Source organism: Clostridium sp. C2-6-12, assembly GCF_009928485.1.
GTDB lineage: Bacteria > Bacillota > Clostridia > Clostridiales > Clostridiaceae > Clostridium.
The window spans coordinates 265,804-288,284 of record NZ_JAABNP010000003.1 but is presented as its reverse complement, the minus strand read 5'-3'; the positions used below and the strand labels follow the sequence as shown (position 1 = coordinate 288,284).

The 22,481-nt window shown below is 30.6% G+C and carries 19 protein-coding genes; 18 read left to right on the top strand and 1 reads right to left on the bottom strand.

The genetic code is table 11. The annotated features are described in order from the left end of the window. The first annotated feature begins 76 nt into the window (after window positions 1–76). The 11 genes from GXK56_RS28500 to GXK56_RS04415 all read left to right on the top strand — a co-directional run bounded on the left by GXK56_RS28500 (window position 77) and on the right by GXK56_RS04415 (window position 7,963). Window positions 77–202: a hypothetical protein gene (locus tag GXK56_RS28500; protein ID WP_279283049.1), complete on the top strand. Its 126-nt coding sequence runs from the start codon at window positions 77–79 to the stop codon at window positions 200–202. 369 nt (window positions 203–571) lie between these two features. After that, window positions 572–1,180 (top strand): DUF4355 domain-containing protein, encoded by a 609-nt coding sequence (locus GXK56_RS04455; RefSeq protein ID WP_160685566.1) that lies wholly within the window; start codon window positions 572–574, stop codon window positions 1,178–1,180. Window positions 1,181–1,197: 17 nt separating this feature from the next. Beyond that, on the top strand, window positions 1,198–2,034 hold the full coding sequence (locus GXK56_RS04450) for a hypothetical protein (RefSeq protein WP_160685564.1): 837 nt from the start codon (window positions 1,198–1,200) through the stop codon (window positions 2,032–2,034). Between the two features lie 70 nt (window positions 2,035–2,104). Next, window positions 2,105–2,428 carry a hypothetical protein gene (locus tag GXK56_RS04445; protein WP_160685562.1) on the top strand — a complete coding sequence of 108 codons (324 nt, stop codon included), beginning with the start codon at window positions 2,105–2,107 and terminating at the stop codon, window positions 2,426–2,428. A 4-nt stretch (window positions 2,429–2,432) separates the two neighbouring features. Next, window positions 2,433–3,512 (top strand): hypothetical protein, encoded by a 1,080-nt coding sequence (locus tag GXK56_RS28065; protein WP_243156010.1) that lies wholly within the window; start codon window positions 2,433–2,435, stop codon window positions 3,510–3,512. Beyond that, window positions 3,509–4,525 (top strand): hypothetical protein, encoded by a 1,017-nt coding sequence (locus tag GXK56_RS28060; RefSeq protein ID WP_243156009.1) that lies wholly within the window; start codon window positions 3,509–3,511, stop codon window positions 4,523–4,525. Before GXK56_RS28065 ends, GXK56_RS28060 begins: the two co-directional genes overlap by 4 nt. A gap of 413 nt (window positions 4,526–4,938) precedes the next feature. Beyond that, on the top strand, window positions 4,939–5,640 hold the full coding sequence (locus GXK56_RS04435) for a sigma-70 family RNA polymerase sigma factor (RefSeq protein ID WP_160685560.1): 702 nt from the start codon (window positions 4,939–4,941) through the stop codon (window positions 5,638–5,640). Window positions 5,641–5,683: 43 nt separating this feature from the next. Next, entirely contained in the window at window positions 5,684–6,061 is a 378-nt protein-coding gene (locus GXK56_RS04430; RefSeq protein WP_160685558.1) for a sigma factor-like helix-turn-helix DNA-binding protein, read from the top strand. Continuing rightward, on the top strand, window positions 6,058–6,297 hold the full coding sequence (locus GXK56_RS04425) for a hypothetical protein (protein WP_160685556.1): 240 nt from the start codon (window positions 6,058–6,060) through the stop codon (window positions 6,295–6,297). The genes GXK56_RS04430 and GXK56_RS04425 overlap by 4 nt, the downstream gene beginning before the upstream one ends. Before the next feature lie 89 nt (window positions 6,298–6,386). Then, complete coding sequence (locus tag GXK56_RS04420) at window positions 6,387–6,881, top strand: cell wall-binding protein (RefSeq protein WP_160685554.1); 495 nt, start codon at window positions 6,387–6,389, stop codon at window positions 6,879–6,881. Window positions 6,882–7,309: 428 nt separating this feature from the next. Continuing rightward, a complete protein-coding gene (locus GXK56_RS04415; protein ID WP_160685552.1) occupies window positions 7,310–7,963 on the top strand; it encodes a DedA family protein in 654 nt (217 codons plus the stop codon). 69 nt (window positions 7,964–8,032) lie between these two features. On the opposite strand, the gene GXK56_RS04410 is transcribed toward GXK56_RS04415, so the two are convergent. Further along, a complete protein-coding gene (locus GXK56_RS04410; RefSeq protein WP_160685550.1) occupies window positions 8,033–9,346 on the bottom strand; it encodes an aspartate kinase in 1,314 nt (437 codons plus the stop codon). A gap of 623 nt (window positions 9,347–9,969) precedes the next feature. Between GXK56_RS04410 and glnA the strand changes: the two genes are divergently transcribed. The 7 genes from glnA to GXK56_RS04375 all read left to right on the top strand — a co-directional run bounded on the left by glnA (window position 9,970) and on the right by GXK56_RS04375 (window position 22,318). Further along, entirely contained in the window at window positions 9,970–11,301 is a 1,332-nt protein-coding gene (gene glnA / locus GXK56_RS04405; RefSeq protein WP_160685548.1) for a type I glutamate--ammonia ligase, read from the top strand. A gap of 41 nt (window positions 11,302–11,342) precedes the next feature. Next, entirely contained in the window at window positions 11,343–11,903 is a 561-nt protein-coding gene (locus tag GXK56_RS04400; RefSeq protein WP_160685546.1) for an ANTAR domain-containing protein, read from the top strand. A gap of 170 nt (window positions 11,904–12,073) precedes the next feature. Next, window positions 12,074–16,651 carry a glutamate synthase large subunit gene (gene gltB / locus GXK56_RS04395; RefSeq protein ID WP_160685544.1) on the top strand — a complete coding sequence of 1,526 codons (4,578 nt, stop codon included), beginning with the start codon at window positions 12,074–12,076 and terminating at the stop codon, window positions 16,649–16,651. A 13-nt stretch (window positions 16,652–16,664) separates the two neighbouring features. Next, window positions 16,665–18,137 carry a glutamate synthase subunit beta gene (locus GXK56_RS04390; protein ID WP_160685542.1) on the top strand — a complete coding sequence of 491 codons (1,473 nt, stop codon included), beginning with the start codon at window positions 16,665–16,667 and terminating at the stop codon, window positions 18,135–18,137. Window positions 18,138–18,438: 301 nt separating this feature from the next. Then, window positions 18,439–19,374, top strand: a complete 936-nt coding sequence (locus tag GXK56_RS04385) for a type II CAAX endopeptidase family protein (RefSeq protein WP_160685540.1) — start codon at window positions 18,439–18,441, stop codon at window positions 19,372–19,374. Between the two features lie 144 nt (window positions 19,375–19,518). Further along, window positions 19,519–19,812, top strand: coding sequence for a hypothetical protein (locus tag GXK56_RS04380; protein WP_243156008.1), 294 nt, complete (start codon window positions 19,519–19,521; stop codon window positions 19,810–19,812). Between the two features lie 496 nt (window positions 19,813–20,308). Continuing rightward, window positions 20,309–22,318, top strand: a complete 2,010-nt coding sequence (locus tag GXK56_RS04375; RefSeq protein WP_160685538.1) for a methyl-accepting chemotaxis protein — start codon at window positions 20,309–20,311, stop codon at window positions 22,316–22,318. The last annotated feature ends 163 nt before the right edge of the window (window positions 22,319–22,481 follow it).

The following is a 22,481-nucleotide window of genomic DNA, read 5'->3' as shown; positions in this document are numbered from 1 at the left end:
ACAAACTTATTTAGTATTTTCAGAATATTAAATTTATTTAAATATTGATTCGCATATAGGAATCAAGGAGGATGTAATGAAGTCTAGAAAAAAATCAAATATAAAAGTTATTTGTTTAAATAATGATAAAGATCTTAAGGAAATAAATAAGCGATTTACTATGCTAGTAGCTGAATTAGTTCGAAATGGAGAAATAAAATAAATTATAAAAGGTACCTCAAATTTGATGTAGGGTACTTGAAATAACAAGAAGGGGTTCTACATAATGTCGAACCTCTAAAATAACTATATAATTATACTGTTTTCAGGCAAAAACTATGATATAATAAAAATAGAAATAAAAATGAATACTTTAGTACCCTCACTTATTCAGTGGGAAGGCTATTTTTAAAGCCATGGGAAATATTTAGGTAAACCAATTTTATTGGGGAAGCTTATTTATTCTCATGGCTTTTTTATTTTTATTTAAATAAGCCCAGGTAAGGCGTAATTACCGATTTACACCCATAGCTTATAGGGTCAATTATAAGCGTAATATTAAGCCGACAGGCGTTAAATTGGAGGTATGAAGATGTATTTTAAATTAAGTCAAAAGAAGTTACAAGCTGATAGTGGTTTAGGTTTTGGGGCAGATAATGCTCAAAAAGAATCAGTTATAGGTGTAACAGAAGAAACAACTTCAAACAATGGAACACAACAAGATAATAACCAAAAAACTTTTACCCAAGAAGATTTAGACAAAATAATATCTAAAAGACTTGATAAGGCACAAAAGAAATGGGAACAAGATGCTCAATCAAGATTTGAAGAATTAAAAATGTCTAATATGACACCAGAACAAAAACAAGAATATGAAAAAAGCAAATTAGATCAGAAGTTAAGTGAAAAAGAAAAGCAACTTCAAATAAGAGAATTGAAGTTGGATGCTATAGATAAGTTACAGGAAAAAGGACTACCTAAGGAACTATCGGAAATATTGGATTATTCAAATACAGATACGGTTGATAGTAGTATTGAAGTAATAAAAAAATCAATAGATAAGATAGTTAGTGATAAGTTGAAAGGTGAAGATATTACTAAACTTAAAGGACTTAGAAGTTCTGTGATATATGAAGCCCGAAATGGAGAAAGTCCTAGCGCTGTTGATCCTTTTCTTCAAGGTCTAAAAAGCTCTAAATAAAAGGAGTGGATTAAACAATGGCAATTGAATTTGCAGCTAAATATTCTGGAGCAGTAGATGAAAGATTCAAAGAGGTCAGTAAAACTTCATTATGCGTAAATGATGATTTTGACTTTACCGGAGGGAAATCAGTAAAAATATATAATGTTTCTACCGCAAAAATGAATGATTATAACAGAACAAAAACAGATGGATCAAGTAGATATGGTTCGGTTGAAAATCTTAATGCAACTACTCAGGAGTTGGTTTTATCTAAAGATAGATCATTTACTTTTGTAATAGATAAAATGGATAAAGATGAGACGGCTCAAGCATTAGAAAGTGGGAAAGCTCTTGATAGACAAATAAGAGAGGTTATAGTTCCAGAAATAGATACTTATAGATTTTCTAAGATGGCAGAACTTGCAGGAACATTAGCTACAGCAGTAAAAATAACTAAAACTAATGTATATGATTTAGTTACTAGTGCAACAGAGATTCTTGATGATTTAGAAGTACCTCAAACTGGAAGATTTATTGTAGTTACGCCTACTACATATAAATTTTTAAAAGCTTCACCAGATGTTGTTCTTGAAACAGATGTAGGGCAAGATATGAGGTTAAAAGGTGTAATAGCTATGTTAGATGGTATGTATATTATAAAAGTACCTGCTAGCAGATTACCAGTTAATACAGGATTTATTGTGGGACATAACATTGCAATAACTTCACCAATGAAATTAGCAGAATATAAAATACATGAAAATCCACCTGGATATTCAGGAGATCTAGTTGAGGGAAGAGTATATTATGATTGCTTTATTCCTGAGAATAAAAAGGCAGCAGTATATTTTCAACCAGTTTCAGAAACATAAAATAATTAAAAGGGCTTATTTAAAGCCCTTTTTGTATATAAAATCTGATATTCAAGTAAGGAGGCTTAATATGAATCAGAATATTGAGGTAGTTAATGAATATTTATGGTCAGTAAGATTTAGTTTAATACCTTTTATAGCTGAAATTGATTATTGTGAGGATCTAACAGAAGAAAATTCTTTTTTTGTATCCAGTAATGGGATCATTGTTTTAAATCAAGAAGCTAAACTATACGTTAATATAAAAGATGCAATTTTAAAGCTATTCAATAAATCAAACTTAATGTTGAAAAGTAAATTGAAAAAGCTAAATAGTAAAAAGAAGTTAGAACCTATGGAGCTACTTATGCATGCCGCTATACATGTATTAATGGTAAGTAGAAAGTTGAGGTGAGTTCATGGCTACAATAAGTACAAGTTTAAGAATGTTTGATATGATGTCAAGACCTTTACAGAACATAACTCAAGCTATAAATATGACAGTTACATCAATGGAGCATATGAATAATGCAGGTAATAGAGATCTAGGAATAACCAATAGTTTAAATGCAACAAGAAATATTATAAGACAAGCAGAAGCAGGATTAAATCAATTAGCAGAAGAACAGAATAGAGTTGCGAATTCACAAAATAATCTAAATAATTCTTTTAGAAATGGAGCTTCTGCAACAGATGGATTATTAGGAAAAGTAAAAGGGTTAATAGGGGCTTATGTTGGAATTCAGGCTGCAAGGCAAGGAGTGGAGGCAACCATTGGTGGGGCCATGAAGATGCAGCAACAACTGTTTACAATTCAAGGAATAATGGGGGATAAAGATGTTGCAACAGCCTATTTCAATCACATAAATGATATGGCTAATAAAAGTGTATTTTCTTTAAATGACTTTGCAGGTAGTGCAAGAAAGTTTATGCAATTTACTAAGAATACAAACAGTTTAGATAAACTTTTAAATTTAAATGAAAGGTTGGCTTTAATTGACCCGACACAAGGATTTGAAGGTGCAGGATTTGCACTTAAAGAAATGATGAGTGGTGATGGAATGTCTCTTAAAGAGAGATTTGGATTTGGTAAAGCTGATATTGAAATATTAAAAGCAAGTAAGGATATGGATTCTTTCATATCAAAATTTGATAATTTGTTGAATAAAAAGGGATTCACTGAGAGTATGCTTCAGCAATATAATAAATCAGCAGCGGCCCAATTTGATAATTTAAAATCTAATATAGAAACATCACTTGCTCAAGCAGGTAATGGGGCTTTGGAAAAGCTAGCACCCGTATTTACAAAGTTGAATGAAACCTTTAATAGTGGTGGTTTTCAAGGATTTTTTAATGGATTATCAAATGGTTTGGTAATAGTAGTTAATTTATTATTAGCATTCGGAAATGGTGTTCAATGGTTAGGAAATGGCATTCAAAGTAACTGGGGAATTATAGCACCTATAGTATTTGGATTGGTAGGCGCATTGTTAGTATGAAAGGTTCGTTAATGGCAGTAGCTATATGGCAGGGAATAGTTAATTTTGCACAAGCAGCTTATGCAATAGTTACTGGTGGCGCTACTATGGCACAGGTAGGATTAAATTCAGCAATGTATGCATGTCCTTTAGTTTGGATTATAGGATTAATAATAATAGTCATAGGTGTATTTTATGCAGCTGTTGCAGCAGTAAATCATTTTGCAGGTACAAGCTACAGTGCAACAGGTATTATTGTAGGTGCTTTTGCAGTAGCAGGTGCATTTATTGGGAATATAATTATTGCAGCCATTAATCTTATAATTGATGCATTTGCTTTGATTTGGAACTATATAGCAAATTTTGCTGAATTCTTTGCTAATGTATTTAATGATCCTATTGGTTCCATAATTCGATTATTTTCAGGTATGGCAAGTACAGTCCTTCAAATTATAGCTGGAATAGCTAGTGCACTTGATACTTTGTTTGGTTCAAATTTAGCTAGTGCAGTAAGTGGATGGAATGATAGTTTGCAGGGGTGGACTGATAAAGTTGCAGGCGAAGCAAAAATAAAAGTAGAAAGAATAGATCCTAGCTCTATGCATCTTAATAGGTTAGACTATGGGAATGCATGGAATGGTGGATATTCAGTTGGACAAGGTGTTGAATCGAAGGTGGGAAATATGTTCAATGGATTTGGATCAGTACCGACTGAGAATAGTAATAATGGTTCAAATACAGATTTTACTTCATGGAATAAAGCACAAGGCCCTGGCGAATTAGCTTTTGGAAATGCTGATAAGCAAAATCTTAAAAATATAAATGACAAAATAGATGTTTCGAACGAACATCTTGAAATGTTAAGAGATTCGGCAGAAGAGAAGAGTATTCAAAATTTTACAACTCTAACACCAACTATAACATTTGGAGACACCCACGTAAAAGAAGAAGCTGATATAAATAAAATTATATCTCATATAGAGAATTATATGGAAGATGAATTACAAAATAGTGCCGAAGGATTATATGCATAATAAAAGGTTGGTATAAAAATTAATTACTGAAAAAGGTTGTTTAATAATGAGGTAACTTCTTCATTATTATATATAAAATCAACCTTTTTCTTACCCCAATGATATAAAAATAGTCTGAAAAATACCTAAAACTGCTCAAAAGAGTATCATTTTTGACATAAAAAATACTAATGTTATGAATAAGAGTATATCTTGTTTAGGGTTAGTTATGAGAAGAAATGTAACCTTTATAAGGTCGGTAAATATCGGTATTACATTATAATATAGGTAGGGAAATATAGGGATTGTAATTATAAATAAGGTAGGAAAATGTTGGTGTTGAGTTATATTATTGTAGGAAAATGTAGGAATGAATTATAAATAAGGTGGGTAAATATCGGCATTAGAATTATTTATATAAGGAGCTGAGAGCAATGTCAAATGAGGAATTAGTTTTATTATATCAACAAGGAGATAAGCAAGCCTTAGAAAGCTTAATTGAGAATAACAAAGGCAGAGTATTTAAGATAGCTAATAAGTTTTATACTGGTAAAACTAATTCCATAGATCTTGAAGATTTGGAGCAAGAGGGTTTCATGGGATTAATTACTGCAGCTGAAAGATATAAGTTTGACATTGATAACCCAGCTTCTTTTATAACTTATGCTACTTACTGGATATATAGTAAAATACACAGATTTGTAAGTCAGAAGAACATCAATGACGAAACAAGCTTGAACACTCCACTAAAAGAAGATGAAGAAGCAGAAAGGCAGGATCTTATTGAATGCATTGAGGAAGGTTTTGAGAATATAGAAGAAAAGTTATATTTAAAGCAGCTAAGAAATGATTTAGAGGAAGTAATGGAAGAGCATACTACACTTAAAGAAAGAGAAGTATTAAAGCTCCATTACGGTTGGGATTGTAAAGAATGCTCATTTACTTATATAAGTGGTATATTAGGCGTTTCTAAGTCAAGAGTGCAACAAATAGAAAGTAGGGCCTTGAGAAGTATAAGACAATCTATATGGCTAAAGAATGAATATGAAGAGTACTTCAAATCTATCAGATATAACTACAATAATGTTACTGAAAAAATCGATTTTGCCAGTAAATATTTTAAGGATGTGATATAGATCATGAGGAAAGATGAATTGATTAAAAAAAACAAAAACTCTATTGGAAAATATACAAGCCTTAAGAGAATCTACCAATATAACTAAACAGCAAAAAGTGAAAATAAATGCTGTAATCAAAGCTTTGAATAATCTTTCAGCACAAGAGCAAAATTTAGTTGCGTATAAATATTTTGAAAAAAAGAAACATACAGAAATAGCAGCATTGTTACATATAGATGTTAGAACAGTTACAAGAAAACTTAATAAAGTAGCTCTGGACATAGGGCGTATAGTTTATGGTTTTGAAGATGAATTTTTAGAAATAGTAGAAGAGTCCTGGAACGCTTTAAATGATACCGAAGAAACAGAAGAACAATTAATTGATAGAGCTGTAGCCTTTGTTACTAATAAGATGAAAGAATTTAAGGTGATATCATGAGTACCTGCAGAACTAAACTAACCTTATTACAGAGTGAATTATACAATATAGATTTAGAGATTGCTTTATTAGATGATAAAATAGAAGATAGTGCATCACGTGGTTATGGTACTTATATAAAGGATATAGGCAATTCTAACTATAGCCTGGAATATTTAATTGATAAAAAGATTATGTTGCAGCAGAAAAAGAATAACGTATTATATAGAATAAAGGAATTGAATAAGAGAGATTAAGAACATCTATAGAAATATAGGTGTTTTTTGTTGTATAATAAATTAAAATGAGGGATATGTAAGTAAGATATAAAGGGGGGAGATTAATAGTGAAAAACATAAAAAGATTATTTTCAGCATTAATTGTATTTGTAAGCATAGTAGCACTAAATCCGATAGGAGTTAATGCAGAATGGAAACAGGTAGCAGGTGGGTGGAAGTATGCACAAGGAAATTCTTATCTAGTTGGATGGCAATATATTGATGGAAAGTGGTATTCTTTCGACTCAAATGGGAGAATGCAAACAGGATGGTTAATTAGTGGTGATAGTTATTATTACTTAAATAATTATGGGAGTATGGCCCGCGATTGCTATATTGGGAATTATTATCTGAATAGCAGTGGAGCATGGTCTATAGATGCAAATGCAGGAAAGCTTGGTCCAAATCAACAAGTAGGGTATATTCCTAGTAGTTCAACAAATGGGCTTTATGGTTATTCAATAAAATATGATGAGAACCTTGGAAGATATGTTATTGTTTCTAGCAAAATGGGAAATGAAGATGTAGTATATTACCATGATATCGCTAATGATAAAAAGTAAATAATTAGTGTTAAAAAATTAAAAAGAGGGCAATTGCGTTACCCTCTTTTTTGCCCCTTATAGAATAAAACGATTTAAAATTTAATAATGTGTTATAAAATATAAATGTAGTAATTAAGCCATTTTTAAATAAGCATAACGACATATAAAGTAAGATTTCCCGTCCCTGAAGGTTGGGACGAATAAATAGTACGTTGAATTAGTGGTCAAAAAGCATAAAAGTCATTTTATGATGGTATAACTATTAGAATAAAAACACTTTTAATATGGATACACATGGTTATTCATATTAAAAGTGTTTTTGTTGTTAATGTTTTAAATAATTTGATATGGATAAAATTAAAATAAAATTAAATTTCAGCAAATTCATAAACATATCAGGAAAAATGTTATATAATAAAGAAAAATAACATTTAGGAGGAAGAAGCTTGAGTACATTTTCGTATTTAATAGATATGTTTCTGCATCTTGATAAGCATTTGGGAGCAGTTATAAATAATTATGGATTTGAAACATATTTAATATTGTTTGCTATAATATTTTTAGAAACAGGTTTGGTTGTAACTCCGTTTTTACCAGGAGATTCTTTGATTTTTGCAGCAGCTACCTTCGCTGCTATGGGAATGCTTAATATATATGCATTAGTTGGAATTTTAATGGTTGCGGCAATTTTAGGAGATACAGCAAATTATGAAATCGGTAGATACTTTGGTGATAAGCTTATAAAAATTGGTGGAGGAAAACTTATAAAACAAGAACATCTTGATAAAACCAATGGATTTTATGAAAAGTATGGTGGAAAAACTATAATTATTGCCAGGTTTGTTCCCATAGTACGTACACTAGCACCATTTGTAGCTGGAATAGGTAAGATGACATACAAAAATTTTATTACATTTAATGCAATGGGTGGAGCTTTGTGGGTGATTAGTGTTTCTGCTTGTGGATATTTTTTTGGAACTATCCCAATAATAAAGGATAACTTTTCAATAGCTGTAATAATAATAGTGTTAATTTCAATAATGCCAGCAGTTATTGAAATTATAAGAAATAAATTAAAAAAAACTAATGAAGTAGTATAGGAACAATAAAGAGGTGTAGTTTTTTCAGTCACTACACCTCTTTATTGTTATATCATCATTAACTATTGATTAATTAAAAGCATTATATATTGCAGCAATTCCTTTTTCAAAATTATCACTTTCTATACCAACTAAGATGTTCATTTCACTAGAACCTTGGTCGATCATTCTAATGTTAATTTCAGCATTTGAAAGAGCTGTAAATATTTTAGCAGCAGTTCCTCTTTGTTTAGCCATTCCACGTCCAACAGTTGCAATCATAGCAAGGTTTGGATGAACTTCTATACTGTCAGGATTGCAAGTTCTTTTAATTTCTTCTATTACAACATCCTTTTTTTTCTTTAATTGAGAATCTGAAATTACAAGGCATACAGTATCAATTCCAGAAGGCATATTTTCAAAGGAAATATTATGTTGTTCTAAAATTGATAATAACTTTCTACAGAAACCAAGCTCAGAATTCATTGAAGCTTTAGCTATTGAAATTACTGTAAAATCTTTTTTTCCAGCAATACCAGTTATAGCATTTGGTTTTGAAGAAACATCTGTATCTTTTACTATAAATGTACCTTCATCCTCAGGTTTATTTGTATTTTTTATATTTATTGGAATACCTATTTCTCTTACTGGGAATATTGCATCTTCATGAAGTACTGATGCACCCATATAGGATAATTCTCTAAGTTCTGAATAAGTTATCTTGCTTATTGGCTTTGGATTTGGAACTATTCTAGGATCTGCCATTAAGAAACCAGAAACGTCTGTCCAATTTTCGTAAAGGTCAGCATCTATTCCGGCTGCAACTAAAGCACCAGTAACATCAGAACCACCTCTTGAGAAAGTTATTATATTACCATCTTTATCTGCACCATAGAAACCAGGTATTACAGCTTTAAGTGTTTTTGATAACTTGGCTTTAAGAGCCGAATCCGTTGCATCTGGATCTAAAGAACCATCAGCATTAAAAATCATAACCTCTTTAGCATCTATAAATTCAAAACCTAAGTAGTCTGCAAGAATTAATCCGTTTAAGTATTCTCCCCTGCTAGCAGCATAATCACTTGAAGCCCCATTTTCAAGATCTTGTTTTACTATATCTAAATGCTTGCTAATATCAAAGTTTAAATTCAAATCATTAACAATGCCTATGTATCTATCTCTTATATGATTAAATACTTCATCAAAAGATATTCCTGTTGAAACATGAGCGTGGCATAGATATAATAAATCAGTTATCTTTGAGTCTTTAGAATTTCTTTTACCTGGTGCAGATGGTACTACATATCTTCTTGCATCGTTAGATAAAATTATGTCCTTTACTTTTTTAAATTGGTTGGCATCAGCTAATGAACTTCCACCGAATTTTGTTACAATTGTACTCATAATTATAGCCCCCATACGTATTTTTTAAATTTTACATATAAGATTGTAGCAATTTATCAAAGAATGTTCAAGAGAATTATTAATATTAGGTGTTTAATCGCAATTAACTGATTTATATATTGGAAAAATAGAATTATTTGATTACAGATTGCCAATATTGTGAATAGTTGTTTCTGGCAATGAATGATATAATTAATTATATGAGTATAAAGTACTAAAATAATAATATACTATATGTGAAAAACAAAAAATGAACCTATTATTAATGAAAAGTTTTCCCATAATAATTGACATAGTATGAAGGGATTTGTATAATATATATGAATTTCGATATGCTTTGACAACGGAGTCATGGGAAGAATACTTCTTTTTGACTTCGTTTTTTTTTATCATTTTATATACAAAAAATATACGAACTTTATTTTTTAAAGAAAGTTGTATGGTTTTTCTTATTATTTAAAGTTTTGACGGTAAAAATATTAATTTTTTAATAAAATGCCTTGATTTATTCAAAAAAAGTATATATAATGATGTTATTATATGAATTGAGCAAAGGCGTTCGATAGATGGTATACATTTCTATTGTGCGCCTTTTTTTAAAGCTAAAAGGGGGAATGTTAAAGATGGCAAAGTATTCGAAGGAAGACATAATTAATTTAGTAAAGGAAAATGGCGTTAAATTCATAAGGCTTCAATTTACTGATATTTTTGGAGCATTAAAAAATGTAGCTATTACAGACAAACAATTAGAAAAAGCACTAAATAATGAGTGTATGTTTGATGGTTCTTCTATTGATGGATTTGTTAGAATTGAAGAATCAGATATGAATTTAAGACCAAACTTAGACAGCTTTGTAATATTTCCATGGAGACCACAACAAGGTAAGGTTGCAAGATTAATCTGCGATGTTTACAGACCAGATGGAACACCATTTGAAGGAGATCCAAGATATATATTAAAGAAAGCTTTAGACGAAGCTGCTGAGCTTGGATATACTATGAACGTTGGACCAGAATGTGAATTCTTCCTATTTGAAACAGATGATAATGGAAATGCAACAACAAAAACTCAAGACAAGGGTGGGTATTTCGATTTAGCACCTACAGATTTAGGAGAAAATGCACGTCGTGACATGACTTTAGCTTTAGAAGATATGGGATTTGAAATTGAAGCTTCCCATCATGAAGTTGCTGAAGGTCAAAATGAAATAGACTTTAAGTATGGTGATGCATTAACAACAGCAGATAGAATTATGACCTTTAAGCTAGTTGTAAAATCAATAGCTCAAAGACATGGATTATATGCATCATTTATGCCAAAGCCAATCTTTGGTATCAATGGGTCAGGAATGCATGTTAATATGTCATTATTTAAAGATGGAAAGAATGCTTTCGTTGATGAAAGTGATCCAAATGGATTAAGTCCTATAGCTTATAACTTTATTGCTGGATTATTAAAAAATATTAAAGGGATTGCAGCAATAACTAATCCATTAGTTAATTCATATAAGAGATTAGTACCTGGATACGAAGCACCAGTTTACTTAGCTTGGTCATGCAAAAACAGAACTCCATTAATAAGAGTACCTGCATCAAGAGGTTCTGGAACAAGAATAGAACTTCGATGTCCAGACCCAAGTTCTAATCCATACCTAGTATTAGCTTGTTTATTACAAGCAGGATTAGAAGGTATTAAAGAAAATTTACAACCACCAGCTCAAGTAGAAGCAAATATTTTTGATATGACTAATGAAGAAAGATTAGCTCAAGGAATTGATAACTTACCAAATAATTTATATGAAGCTATCAATTTCATGAAAGAAAGTTCACTTGCTAAAAAAGCATTAGGAGATCATATTTTTAATAAATATATTGAAGCAAAATCTATTGAGTGGGATCAGTATAGAATTGATGTACATGATTGGGAAATAAAGAACTATCTTAATAGATATTAATCTAGTAGTATCAATTAGTATTATTTAAGGTGGGGATTGCAATGGCTCAAAATGGTAAAATTATTATAGCTTTAAGCAATATTGAGACCGCAAATAAATTAAAGAGTTTACTAATACAGGAAGGCTATGAAATTATAGCATTATGTACTTCAGGAAATGAATTAATTAGATTGGTTATGCAATATTCCCCAGACCTAGTCTTAGTTGGATATAAATTCAAGGATATGAGTTTACTTGATATATATGAAACCTTAGCAGATACAACTAGTTTTTTAGCTATTGTAAATGAGCCATATAAATCATATATAGAAGAAGATACTGACATATATTGTATTGGCACTAAAATTTCTAATGTACTTTTGACTAATGCAATTGATTTAATTTTTCAAAGTAAAAAAAGAATTGAAAAGTTAAGAGAAAAGGTAGAAAAGTTAGAGCATACTTTAGAAGATAGAAAGCTGATTGAAAAGGCTAAAGGTAAGCTTATGTCAACTTCAGGAATTACGGAGAATGAAGCTTTTAGATATATGCAGAAAATAAGTATGGATTCTGGGCGAAGAATGAAAGATATTGCTAGTTTAATATTAAGCGAGATGGAATAACTTATAGTATAGCAACCATACGAGTAATCATATCGAAAAAAAGGATATTTTTACTCGTTGTTTTGCTACATATAAATGTATTAGTATAATGTTATAGGAAAATTAATAGTGCCAAGCCTTTAGGTGAAAGTACAATTAAATATATTATTAATTTCAAGGGGGAATTTTAAATGGAAAACAATAATCCGAATGCACAGGGGCTATACAATCCATGTTTTGAACATGATGCTTGTGGAATTGGGACTATAGTAAACATTGATGGCGAAAAATCTCATGCGATTTTATCAGATTGTTTAACTATCTTAGAAAAATTAGAACATAGAGGTGGTACAGGAGCTGATGAAAGAACAGGGGATGGAGCTGGAATATTATTCAATATACCTCATAAATTCTTCGAAGAAGAATTAAAATCAAAGGGATTAACTCTTGGTGATGAGGGTGATTATGCAGTTGCTATGGTGTTCTTACCACAAGAAGAAAAGGCAAGAAAAGAAGCTATGAGCCTTTTTGAAGATATAGCAAAGGATGAAAATCTTGAACTAATCGGGTGGAGAGCAGTTCAAACAAATCCTTCAATTCTTGGAAAAGCATCTTTAGAAGCTATGCCTTACATAATGCAAGCTTTTGTAAAGAGACCTAATGGCATAAAAACAGGAAAAGATTTCGAAAGAAAATTATATATTGTTAGAAGAAACATAGAAAAGAGAGCTGGATGGATAAGCAAATTCTTAAATGAAACTTTCTACATAGCATCTTTTTCATCAAAAACTATTGTGTACAAGGGTATGCTTTTATCTACACAATTAAGAGAGTTCTATAAGGACTTAGAAGATGAAAGAGTTGAAACTTCTTTAGCATTAGTTCATTCAAGATATAGTACAAACACTTTCCCAAGCTGGGAAAGAGCTCATCCAAACAGATTTATGATTCACAATGGAGAAATCAATACATTACGTGGAAATGTAAATAAAGTATATTCTAGAGAAACAAATGTAAAATCTAGAGTACTTGGAAAAGAATTAAACAGAGTATTACCTATCATTAATAAAGAAGGATCAGACTCTGCAATCTTTGATAATAACTTAGAATTCTTATATATGAATGGTATGGACTTAACTAGAGCAGTTATGATGGCAATTCCAGAACCATGGTATAAGAGCAAGACTATGAGCAAAGAAAAAAGAGCTTTCTATGAATATAATGCTACATTAATGGAACCATGGGATGGCCCAGCAGCTATCGTATTTACAGATGGTGAAAAAGTTGGTGCAGTTTTAGATAGAAATGGTTTAAGACCATCAAGATATTATATAACTAAGGACAGAAGATTAGTTCTTTCTTCAGAAGTTGGGGCTTTAGATATACCTGCTGAAAATGTTGAAAAGAAAGACAGATTAATGCCAGGTAGAATGTTACTTGTAGATACAGTTAAAAAAGAAGTTATAGATGACGAAGAATTAAAGCATTCTTATGCAACTGAACATCCATATGGAGAATGGCTAAAAGAAAACCTAGTAACTTTAGATAAAGTTAAAGATGGAAAGAAATTCAGAATTGAATATGATAGAGAAACTAGAAAGAGATTAGAAAAGACTTTTGGTTATACTTATGAAGAAGTTAAAACAACAATGCTTCCAATGGCTGAAACAGCAGCTGAACCACTTGCTGCAATGGGTATAGATGTTCCACTCGCTGTATTATCTAAAGAAGCTCAACCACTATTTAATTACTTTAAGCAATTATTTGCTCAAGTAACTAATCCACCTATAGATGCTATTAGAGAAGAAATAGTTACAGCTTCTAACGTATATGTAGGTCCAGAAGGAAACATATTAGAAGATAAAGCAGAAAACTGTGGACTATTAAAGCTTGATTCACCAATAATAAATGATGATGAATTAGCAAAAATAAAAGCACTTAACAGTGGTAACTTAAAATCAAAGGTTATAGATATTGTATTTGATAAAGGTGGTTCTTTAGAAGATGCATTAGATGAATTATTTGAAAAAGCACAAGATGCATACGAAAAAGGATATACTGTATTAATATTATCTGACAGAAATGTTTGTGAAGCTAAAATGCCAATACCTTCATTATTAGCAGTTTCAGCACTTCATCAATATTTAGTTAAAAAAGGAACTAGAACATCAGTTGGATTAATATTAGAAAGTGGAGAACCAAGAGAAGTTCATCATTTTGCAACTCTAATTGGCTTTGGAGCATCGGCTGTTAATCCTTATATGGCATATGAAGCTTTAAGAGGATTAATTGAAGATGGTTTATTAGATAAAGAATATGATAAAGCAGTTTATAACTATAACAAAGCTGTTCTTAAGGGAATAATAAAAATTCTTTCTAAGATGGGTATTTCAACAATACAATCTTACCAAGGAGCTCAAATCTTTGAAGCTATTGGTATAAGTAAGGAAGTTATAGACAGATACTTTACTAATACTATAAGCAGAATAGAAGGTATAACACTAAAAGAAATACAAAAGGAAATAGAAATTAATCATACAAAAGGATTTAAGGATAAGACATATGCAAGTGACTTTGCATTAGATTCACCAGGCTATGAAAAGCTTAGATCTGGAGAAGGTGAACAAGAAAAGCATCTTTATAACCCATTAACTATTCATAAGCTTCAAGAAGCTACAAGAACAGGAAACTATGAGTTATTTAAAGAATGTACAGATTTAATTGATGATGAATATGCTGAAGTTACTCTTAGAGGCTTATTAGATTTCAACTATAACTCTAAGGAAATTCCGTTAGAAGAAGTTGAACCAGTTTCTGAAATAGTTAAGAGATTTAAAACTGGAGCTATGTCTTATGGATCAATTTCTAAAGAAGCACATGAAGCACTTGCTATTGCAATGAATAGAATAGGTGGTAGATCTAACACTGGTGAAGGTGGAGAAGACGCTGAAAGATGGATTACAGATGAAAATGGTGATTCAAAAAGATCTTCAATTAAGCAAATTGCATCAGGTAGATTTGGAGTAACTTCTGAATATTTGGTTAATGCTGATGAACTTCAAATAAAACTCGCACAAGGAGCAAAACCAGGTGAAGGTGGACAACTACCAGGAACTAAGGTTTATCCATGGGTTGCTAAAACTAGACATTCAACTACTGGTGTTGGACTTATATCACCACCACCACACCATGATATCTATTCAATAGAAGATTTAGCACAATTAATTTACGATTTAAAGAACGCAAATACTGGTTCTAGAGTATCGGTTAAGTTAGTTTCTGAATGTGGTGTTGGAACTGTTGCAGCTGGTGTTGCTAAGGGTGGAGCAGAAGTAATATTAATTTCAGGATATGATGGAGGAACTGGAGCATCTCCTAAGAACTCTATTAAAAATGCAGGACTTCCATGGGAACTTGGACTAGCTGAAGCACATCAAACTTTATTACTTAACGATTTAAGAGAAAGAGTTAGGGTAGAAGTTGATGGTAAGCTTATGAGTGGCCGTGACGTTGCTATTGGAGCATTGCTTGGAGCAGAAGAATTTGGATTTGCAACTGCACCGCTTGTAGCTTTAGGCTGTGTAATGATGAGAGTTTGTAACTTAGATACTTGCCCAGTTGGAGTTGCTACTCAAAATGAAGAGTTAAGAAAGAGATTTAAAGGAAAGCCAGAATATGTTGTTAACTTTATGTACTTTATAGCTGAAGAACTTAGAGAAATTATGGCTAAGCTTGGATTCAGAAAGCTTGATGAAATGATTGGTAGAGTAGATAAGCTTAAACAAAGAGAAACTGCTCATGGATGGAAATCAAAAACTATTGATTTAAGTTCTATACTTTACACTCCAGATAAATATAAAGGTAAAGTAGTTAAATTTGATGAAACTAAGAAATATGACTTTAAGTTAAATAAAGTGTTAGATGAAACAGTATTCTTAGATAAGTGTAAAGAAGCTATTCAAAGTGGTCAAAAGACTAGTTTTGAAATAGATATAACTAATACTGATAGAACTCTGGGCACTATCTTAGGCTCAGAAATAACTAGAGTTAATGGTGGAAATGGTTTAGCAGAAGATACTATAAAAATCAAATGTAATGGAGCAGCTGGACAAAGTTTTGGTTCCTTCATTCCAAAGGGATTAACTTTTGAAGTTGAAGGGGATGCTAATGACTATTTAGGTAAGGGATTATCAGGTGGTAAGATCATAGTATATCCTCCAAAGAAAGCTACTTTTGTTGCTGAAGATAATATATTAATTGGAAATGTTGCTTTATATGGTGCAACTTCAGGTAAAGTATTTATAAATGGTATTGCAGGAGAAAGATTCTGTGTTAGAAATTCAGGTGCAACTGCTGTTGTTGAAGGAGTAGGTGCTCATGGATTAGAATACATGACAGGCGGTAAGGTAGTTGTTTTAGGTAAAACAGGAGTTAACTTTGCAGCTGGTATGAGTGGCGGAATTGCTTACATTTATGAAGAAGATCCAAACTTCAGGATAAACATAAATGAAGAAATGATACTATTAGAAGAGTTAAGTTTAGAAGATGAAGATGAATTAAAGAAATTAATTGAAGAACATGTTGCAGTTACAGGTTCTCCTAAAGGAAACAAAATATTATACAACTTTGATACAGAAAAATCTAAATTCCATAAGATAATTCCAAAGGATTACAAGAGAGTTTTAGAAACTGTTGAAAAGTACAAGAATCTTGGATGTGATGAGGATGAAGCATTAATTAAAACTTTCCAAGAAATTAAAGGAAATTAGGAGGGTTAAACAAATGGGTAAACCAACAGGATTTTTAGAGTATGATAGAGAAGTAGGAAAAAATAGAGAGCCGAAAGAAAGATTAAAAGATTATAATGAATTTCATAGCAGACTTCCAGTAGAAAAACAATGTATTCAAGGTGCAAGATGTATGGATTGTGGAGTTCCATTCTGTCAATCAGGAGTATTATTTTCTGGAATGGTATCAGGATGTCCACTTCACAATTTAATTCCTGAATGGAATGATTTAGTATACAGAGATAAATGGGAATTGGCTTATGAAAGATTAAATAAGACTAATCCATTCCCAGAGTTTACAGGAAGAGTTTGTCCAGCTCCTTGTGAAGCTGCATGTACAGCAGGATTAAATGGTCCAGCAGTTACTATAAAAGAACAAGAAAGAGCTATAATAGATATTGCTTTTGAAAATGGAAAAGTTAAGGCAAATCCGCCAGCTAAAAGAACAGGAAAGACAGTTGCAGTAATTGGTTCAGGCCCTGCTGGACTTGCAGCTGCCGATACATTAAATAAGTGTGGTCATAAGGTTACTGTATTTGAAAGAAGTGATAGACCAGGCGGATTATTAATGTATGGAATTCCTAACATGAAGTTAGATAAGGAAGTTATTTTAAGAAGAATACACCTTATGGCAGAAGAGGGCGTTAAATTTGTAAACAATGCAAATGTAGGTGGAAACTACGAGGCAAGTCAAATTTTAGATGAATTTGATGCAGTAATCCTTGCAACAGGAGCTTCTGAACCTAGAGATCTTCAAGTAGAAGGGAGAGCTAATATTAATGGAGTTCACTTTGCAGTAGATTTCTTAAAGGCTAATACTAAGAGTCTTTTAGATTCTAATCTTGCTGATGGTAATTACATATCTGCAAAAGATAAAAATGTAATTGTCATTGGTGGTGGAGATACAGGAACAGACTGTGTTGGTACTTCCCTTAGACATGGCTGTAAATCCTTAGTTCAATTCGAAATAATGGGAGAGCCAGCTCACGAGAGAGCAGATAATAATCCATGGCCAGAATGGCCTAAGGTTCTTAAGGTTGATTACGGCCAAGAAGAATTTATAGACCTATATGGAAAAGATCCTAGAGAATATTTAACTACAGTTACAGCTCTTAATGCTGACAAAGATGGAAATCTTGAAAGTGTTGATACTGTAAAAGTTGAATGGAAGAAGGATGAAAACGGAAGATTTGGTCCAATTCCAGTTAAAGGCTCTGAAAAAACTTATCAGGCTGAATTAGTATTGCTTGCAATGGGCTTCACAGGCTCACAAAACTACATTAAAGAAGCTTTTGGTGTTGAATCAGATGCACGAACTAATGTAAAAGCAGACGATAAAGATTTTAAGACTAATATTCCTAAAGTATTTGCAACAGGTGATGCTAGACGTGGTCAATCATTAGTTGTAACTGCAATAAGTGAAGGAATACAAGCAGGAATCTCAGTAAATGAATTTTTGAGAAAATAAACACCTATATAAAGAGTAGATATGCTACAATACGAAACTTTTCACTGATTAAAAGAGTGGCTATGCCACAATAAGGATCAATTCACTTATAAAAGTAGCAGCTATGCTGCAATCAGGAACTTTCCTGTCAATGAATAATACCTCTGAGATTTTTCTTGGAGGTATTATTTTTTTAGTTAAATAAATATTTATTAATATAGAATTTATTTCAGTTAAAATTAAGTATATTTTAAGTTAGTCATGATGAAATTAAGTTATAATATTTATGGATATATTTTATATGTATGAATGGAGGGAAAGTATGAAGATTTTAAAAAACGCGGATAACCAAACAAGATCTGGGTGGAAAATAGGACTTTTATTTGTATTATTTATTATTACTACTATTGTTTTATCAGCTGTTTTCAGTATGGTATATGGAATGGTTACTGTATTAATGCATCCAGAATTTGCAGCAAATAAGGCTAAGGCAGCGTCATATATGCAACAGCAATTTTCAGGAATGGGAAATTTGCCAGGAGCCTTTTTACATTTAATTCAGTGTATAAGTTTAATATTCTGGGTAATATTATTTTGGAAATTGTGGGATAAAGGCAAAGTTAGAGAAATTGGATTTACTAATATAAAGAGCAGTTGGAAGGATTTAAGTGCAGGTTTATTGAGTGGTGCAGTATCTTTCACAATAGTTGCATTTATATTAATTGCAACAAAATCGGTAGAAATGGTAAATGGTCTTGGAATGCCTAAATTTTCAATGAGTTTGTTTGTTGAATTAGTTGTATTTATTTTTGTTGGTATTAACGAAGAATTATTTTGCAGAGGATATTGTATGACAGTATTAAAGCAAACTAAGAAAGCATGGCTACCTCTTATAGTTTCAGCCATAATTTTTTCCGCAATGCATTCTATGAATGGTGGAATAAGCTTGCTTGCATATGTGAATTTATTTTTATTTGGAATATTTATGGGATACTTGTTTATGAAAACTAAAAATATATGGATGTGTATTGGCTATCATATAACGTGGAATTACTTTCAAGGAGATGTTTTTGGGTTTTTAGTAAGTGGAAATAATACAGATTCAATATATAAAATAAAAGTTTTAAGTTCCAATATAATAAATGGTGGAAGTTTTGGACCAGAGGGTGGTTTGGTAGTTACAGCATTATTAGTAGTATCAATATTACTAACATATAAATTTATACCTAATAGGGATTCTAGCTATGTTACATTTTAGTACATTGTAAAGTTTATTTTCTTAAGGTATAATTGTAACTAAATAAGCTGAAAGAGGCTATTACATTAGTATATATATTGTATGTTAATTATTTAATGTGATAGCCTAAAGCTTAAAACTTAAGCACTGTAGAGGTTGATTGTAATGAATGGACAAATTAAAAAGTACATATATATTATTGGAACAATTTGCGTATTAGTTTTAGCAGGAGTAATTTTTGTTAAGATCCTTCCATTTCTAATACTTGCTGGAATTGTAGGATATGGAATTGTGAAAATTACTAGTTTTATTAGAAGTAAAAAGGCAAATGATACAATAAGTAATTCAGAATTTAAGAATCAATATGATAATGAGGATACTTTTGAAAATGGAAGTGAAAGTTACACAAATGGAGATATTATTGATGTTGATTATGAAGAAGTTGACAAAGACAAATAATGTTATTCCTCACATGATGTAAAGTGTGGGGGATTTTTTTGTTATTGTATAGTAGTTGTCTTAAAGATATAGAAATTTTAATAGAAAAAAATAAGAACTTAATATTACTTGATTAAAAAGTAATATGGTGGTTACAATTAATAAATATTGTGGGATTATCAAACAGGGATTACAAATTGTTAAGGGTGAAACTGCAAATTGAATTGTCACAAGACTAACGTATTTAGTTTTGTGACAATTTATTTTTATATAAAACTAATATAGTTATTAAATCTTATTTTAATTAATGCAAGTAAATAAAAAGAAGAAAAAGTAAATGTTAAAAAATATAAAAAATTTGAAATATAATGTAATTATGTGTAAAATAGAAAGGCATATGAAGAATTTTAATGCTTTAACCAAAGAATATCTTATTTCATTAATATATGAATTAGAATATGAAGGTTATATCTATTAATTAAATTAAAGAAACATTTATATTAGGGGGAATTACATTATGAAAAAAAAGAAAGGTTCTATAAAATTTAAGATTCTAGCAATTCCATTAATAAGCATTTTTATTTGTATAACTATTATAACTATTAGTTGTATAATGATTATTCAAAATAGTTTGATAAATCAAATGAAAACAGATGGGATTAACTTAGCAAAGCAAATACAATCTGAAATAGAAATTAATAATAAGTCTATGGAATCTATAAATCAATCTATTTCAGATAAAATTAGGACTACAGGTTCATTTATTATAAATAATTCTGATAAAGTAAATAATGAATATTTAACTGATTTAGCGAAACAATTTGAAATTGATGAAATAAATTATACTGATACAAATGGTAAAATTATTTATTCAAATTTACCAACGAGTGTAGGTTCATCTTTTGACAGTAATCATATATCATATCCAGTATTAAAAGGTGACAGGAATTTTTTTGTTGAAAATATTAGAAAAAGTAAAGAAACAAATGATTATTATAAGTATGGTTATGTATCAAAGCCAGGAATTGGAATGGTTCAAATAGGTATAATTGCAAATAAGGTTCAAAGCTTGAGTAAATCAATTGAAATTCAAACGTTAGTTGAAAAATTAGCTGAAGATCAAAGCATAGTATATGCTGTATTTATTGATACAAATTTAACTCAAATAGCTAATAGTAATACTAGTAAAATAGGTGAAAAGGTTGATGATATTGGTAGTAAAACAGCAGCTGTAGAGGGAAAGCCTTATTCATCAACATTTGTTGAAGATGGAGTTGAGGTATACGATGTATTAATTCCTGTACATGATGGTGATAAACTATTAGGGGCTATTGATATAGGTCTTTCAATGAAAACTGTAAAAGATACGATTAATAATGTGCTTGTTATTATAATTGCTATTTCACTAGTAATGTTTTTAATAGCTGCATTTATATTATTGAAAGTATCAAAAGGAATTACAAATCCTTTAAATAAATTAGTAGCTGCAGCTGGAAAGATAGCGCAAGGTGATTTAAGACATAGTGTTGAAATTAATAGTAATGATGAAATTGGAATCTTGTATGAAAGCTTTGATACTATGACAAATTACTTAAAGGATACTATGAAAACTATAAAGGACAGTTCTTTTGAAGTAAGAGATATGTCAGCAAGCTTAAGCTTAAATTCTAATCAAATGACTATAACTACTGGTGATGTTACAAATTCTATACAAGGTGTATCAGAAGGAACAACACATCAAGCTAGTGATTTGGTTGATATATCAAATCATATTTTAAAATTATCAGATGAATTGGACAACATATACAATAAAATAAACGAAGTAAAACAAAGTTCTTCATTAACTGAAGAAAAAGCAATAGTAGGAAAAAAACAAATTGATATTTTACTGAAATCAATAGAAGAAGTAAAACTTTCTTATCATGAACAAGCTATTAAAATAAATAATCTTAATGAAAGTGTTTCTAAGGTTGGAAATATTACAAATGTTATTAATGGTATTTCAGAGCAAACTAATCTTTTAGCTTTAAATGCAGCTATTGAAGCTGCAAGAGCAGGAGAAGCAGGAAGAGGATTTGCAGTTGTATCAGAAGAAGTAAGAAAATTAGCTGAACAATCAAAAGAATCCACTGAAGAAATACAAAGACTAATTGAATTAATAAGCAGCGAGACAAAAGATGTATTGGAAAATTCAAATAATGTGACTAATTTAGTTGATAATCAATCAAGTACAGTAATAAGTACAAGAGAGGCTTTCAATGAAATGTTGAATTCATTATCAAATATAGGACCTTATGTTTCAGAAACCAATAAATCATTGGAAACTACTATGGAATCAAAAAATTCAATAATTGAAACTATGGATAATATAACAGCAGTATCTCAAGAAACTTCTGCATCAGCTGAGGAAATAGCTGCATCTTCAGAAGAAATGCTAGCTAATTCAGAAGAAGTATCTGAGTTTGCTATAAAATTAGAAGAGATTTCTAAAAAGTTAAATGATGAAATAAATAAATTTGAAATATAGTTAAAATTTTAAACAGTTAAGGGTTTACATATATAATGTAAGATGGTACATAGATAGCTATTGCTTAATAAATGAGGCAATAGCTTTTCTTATAGGAGATTCTCCGATTTATACAAATTTCCTGTTGCAATATATATTAGAACAATCTCAACTAAAATATCAT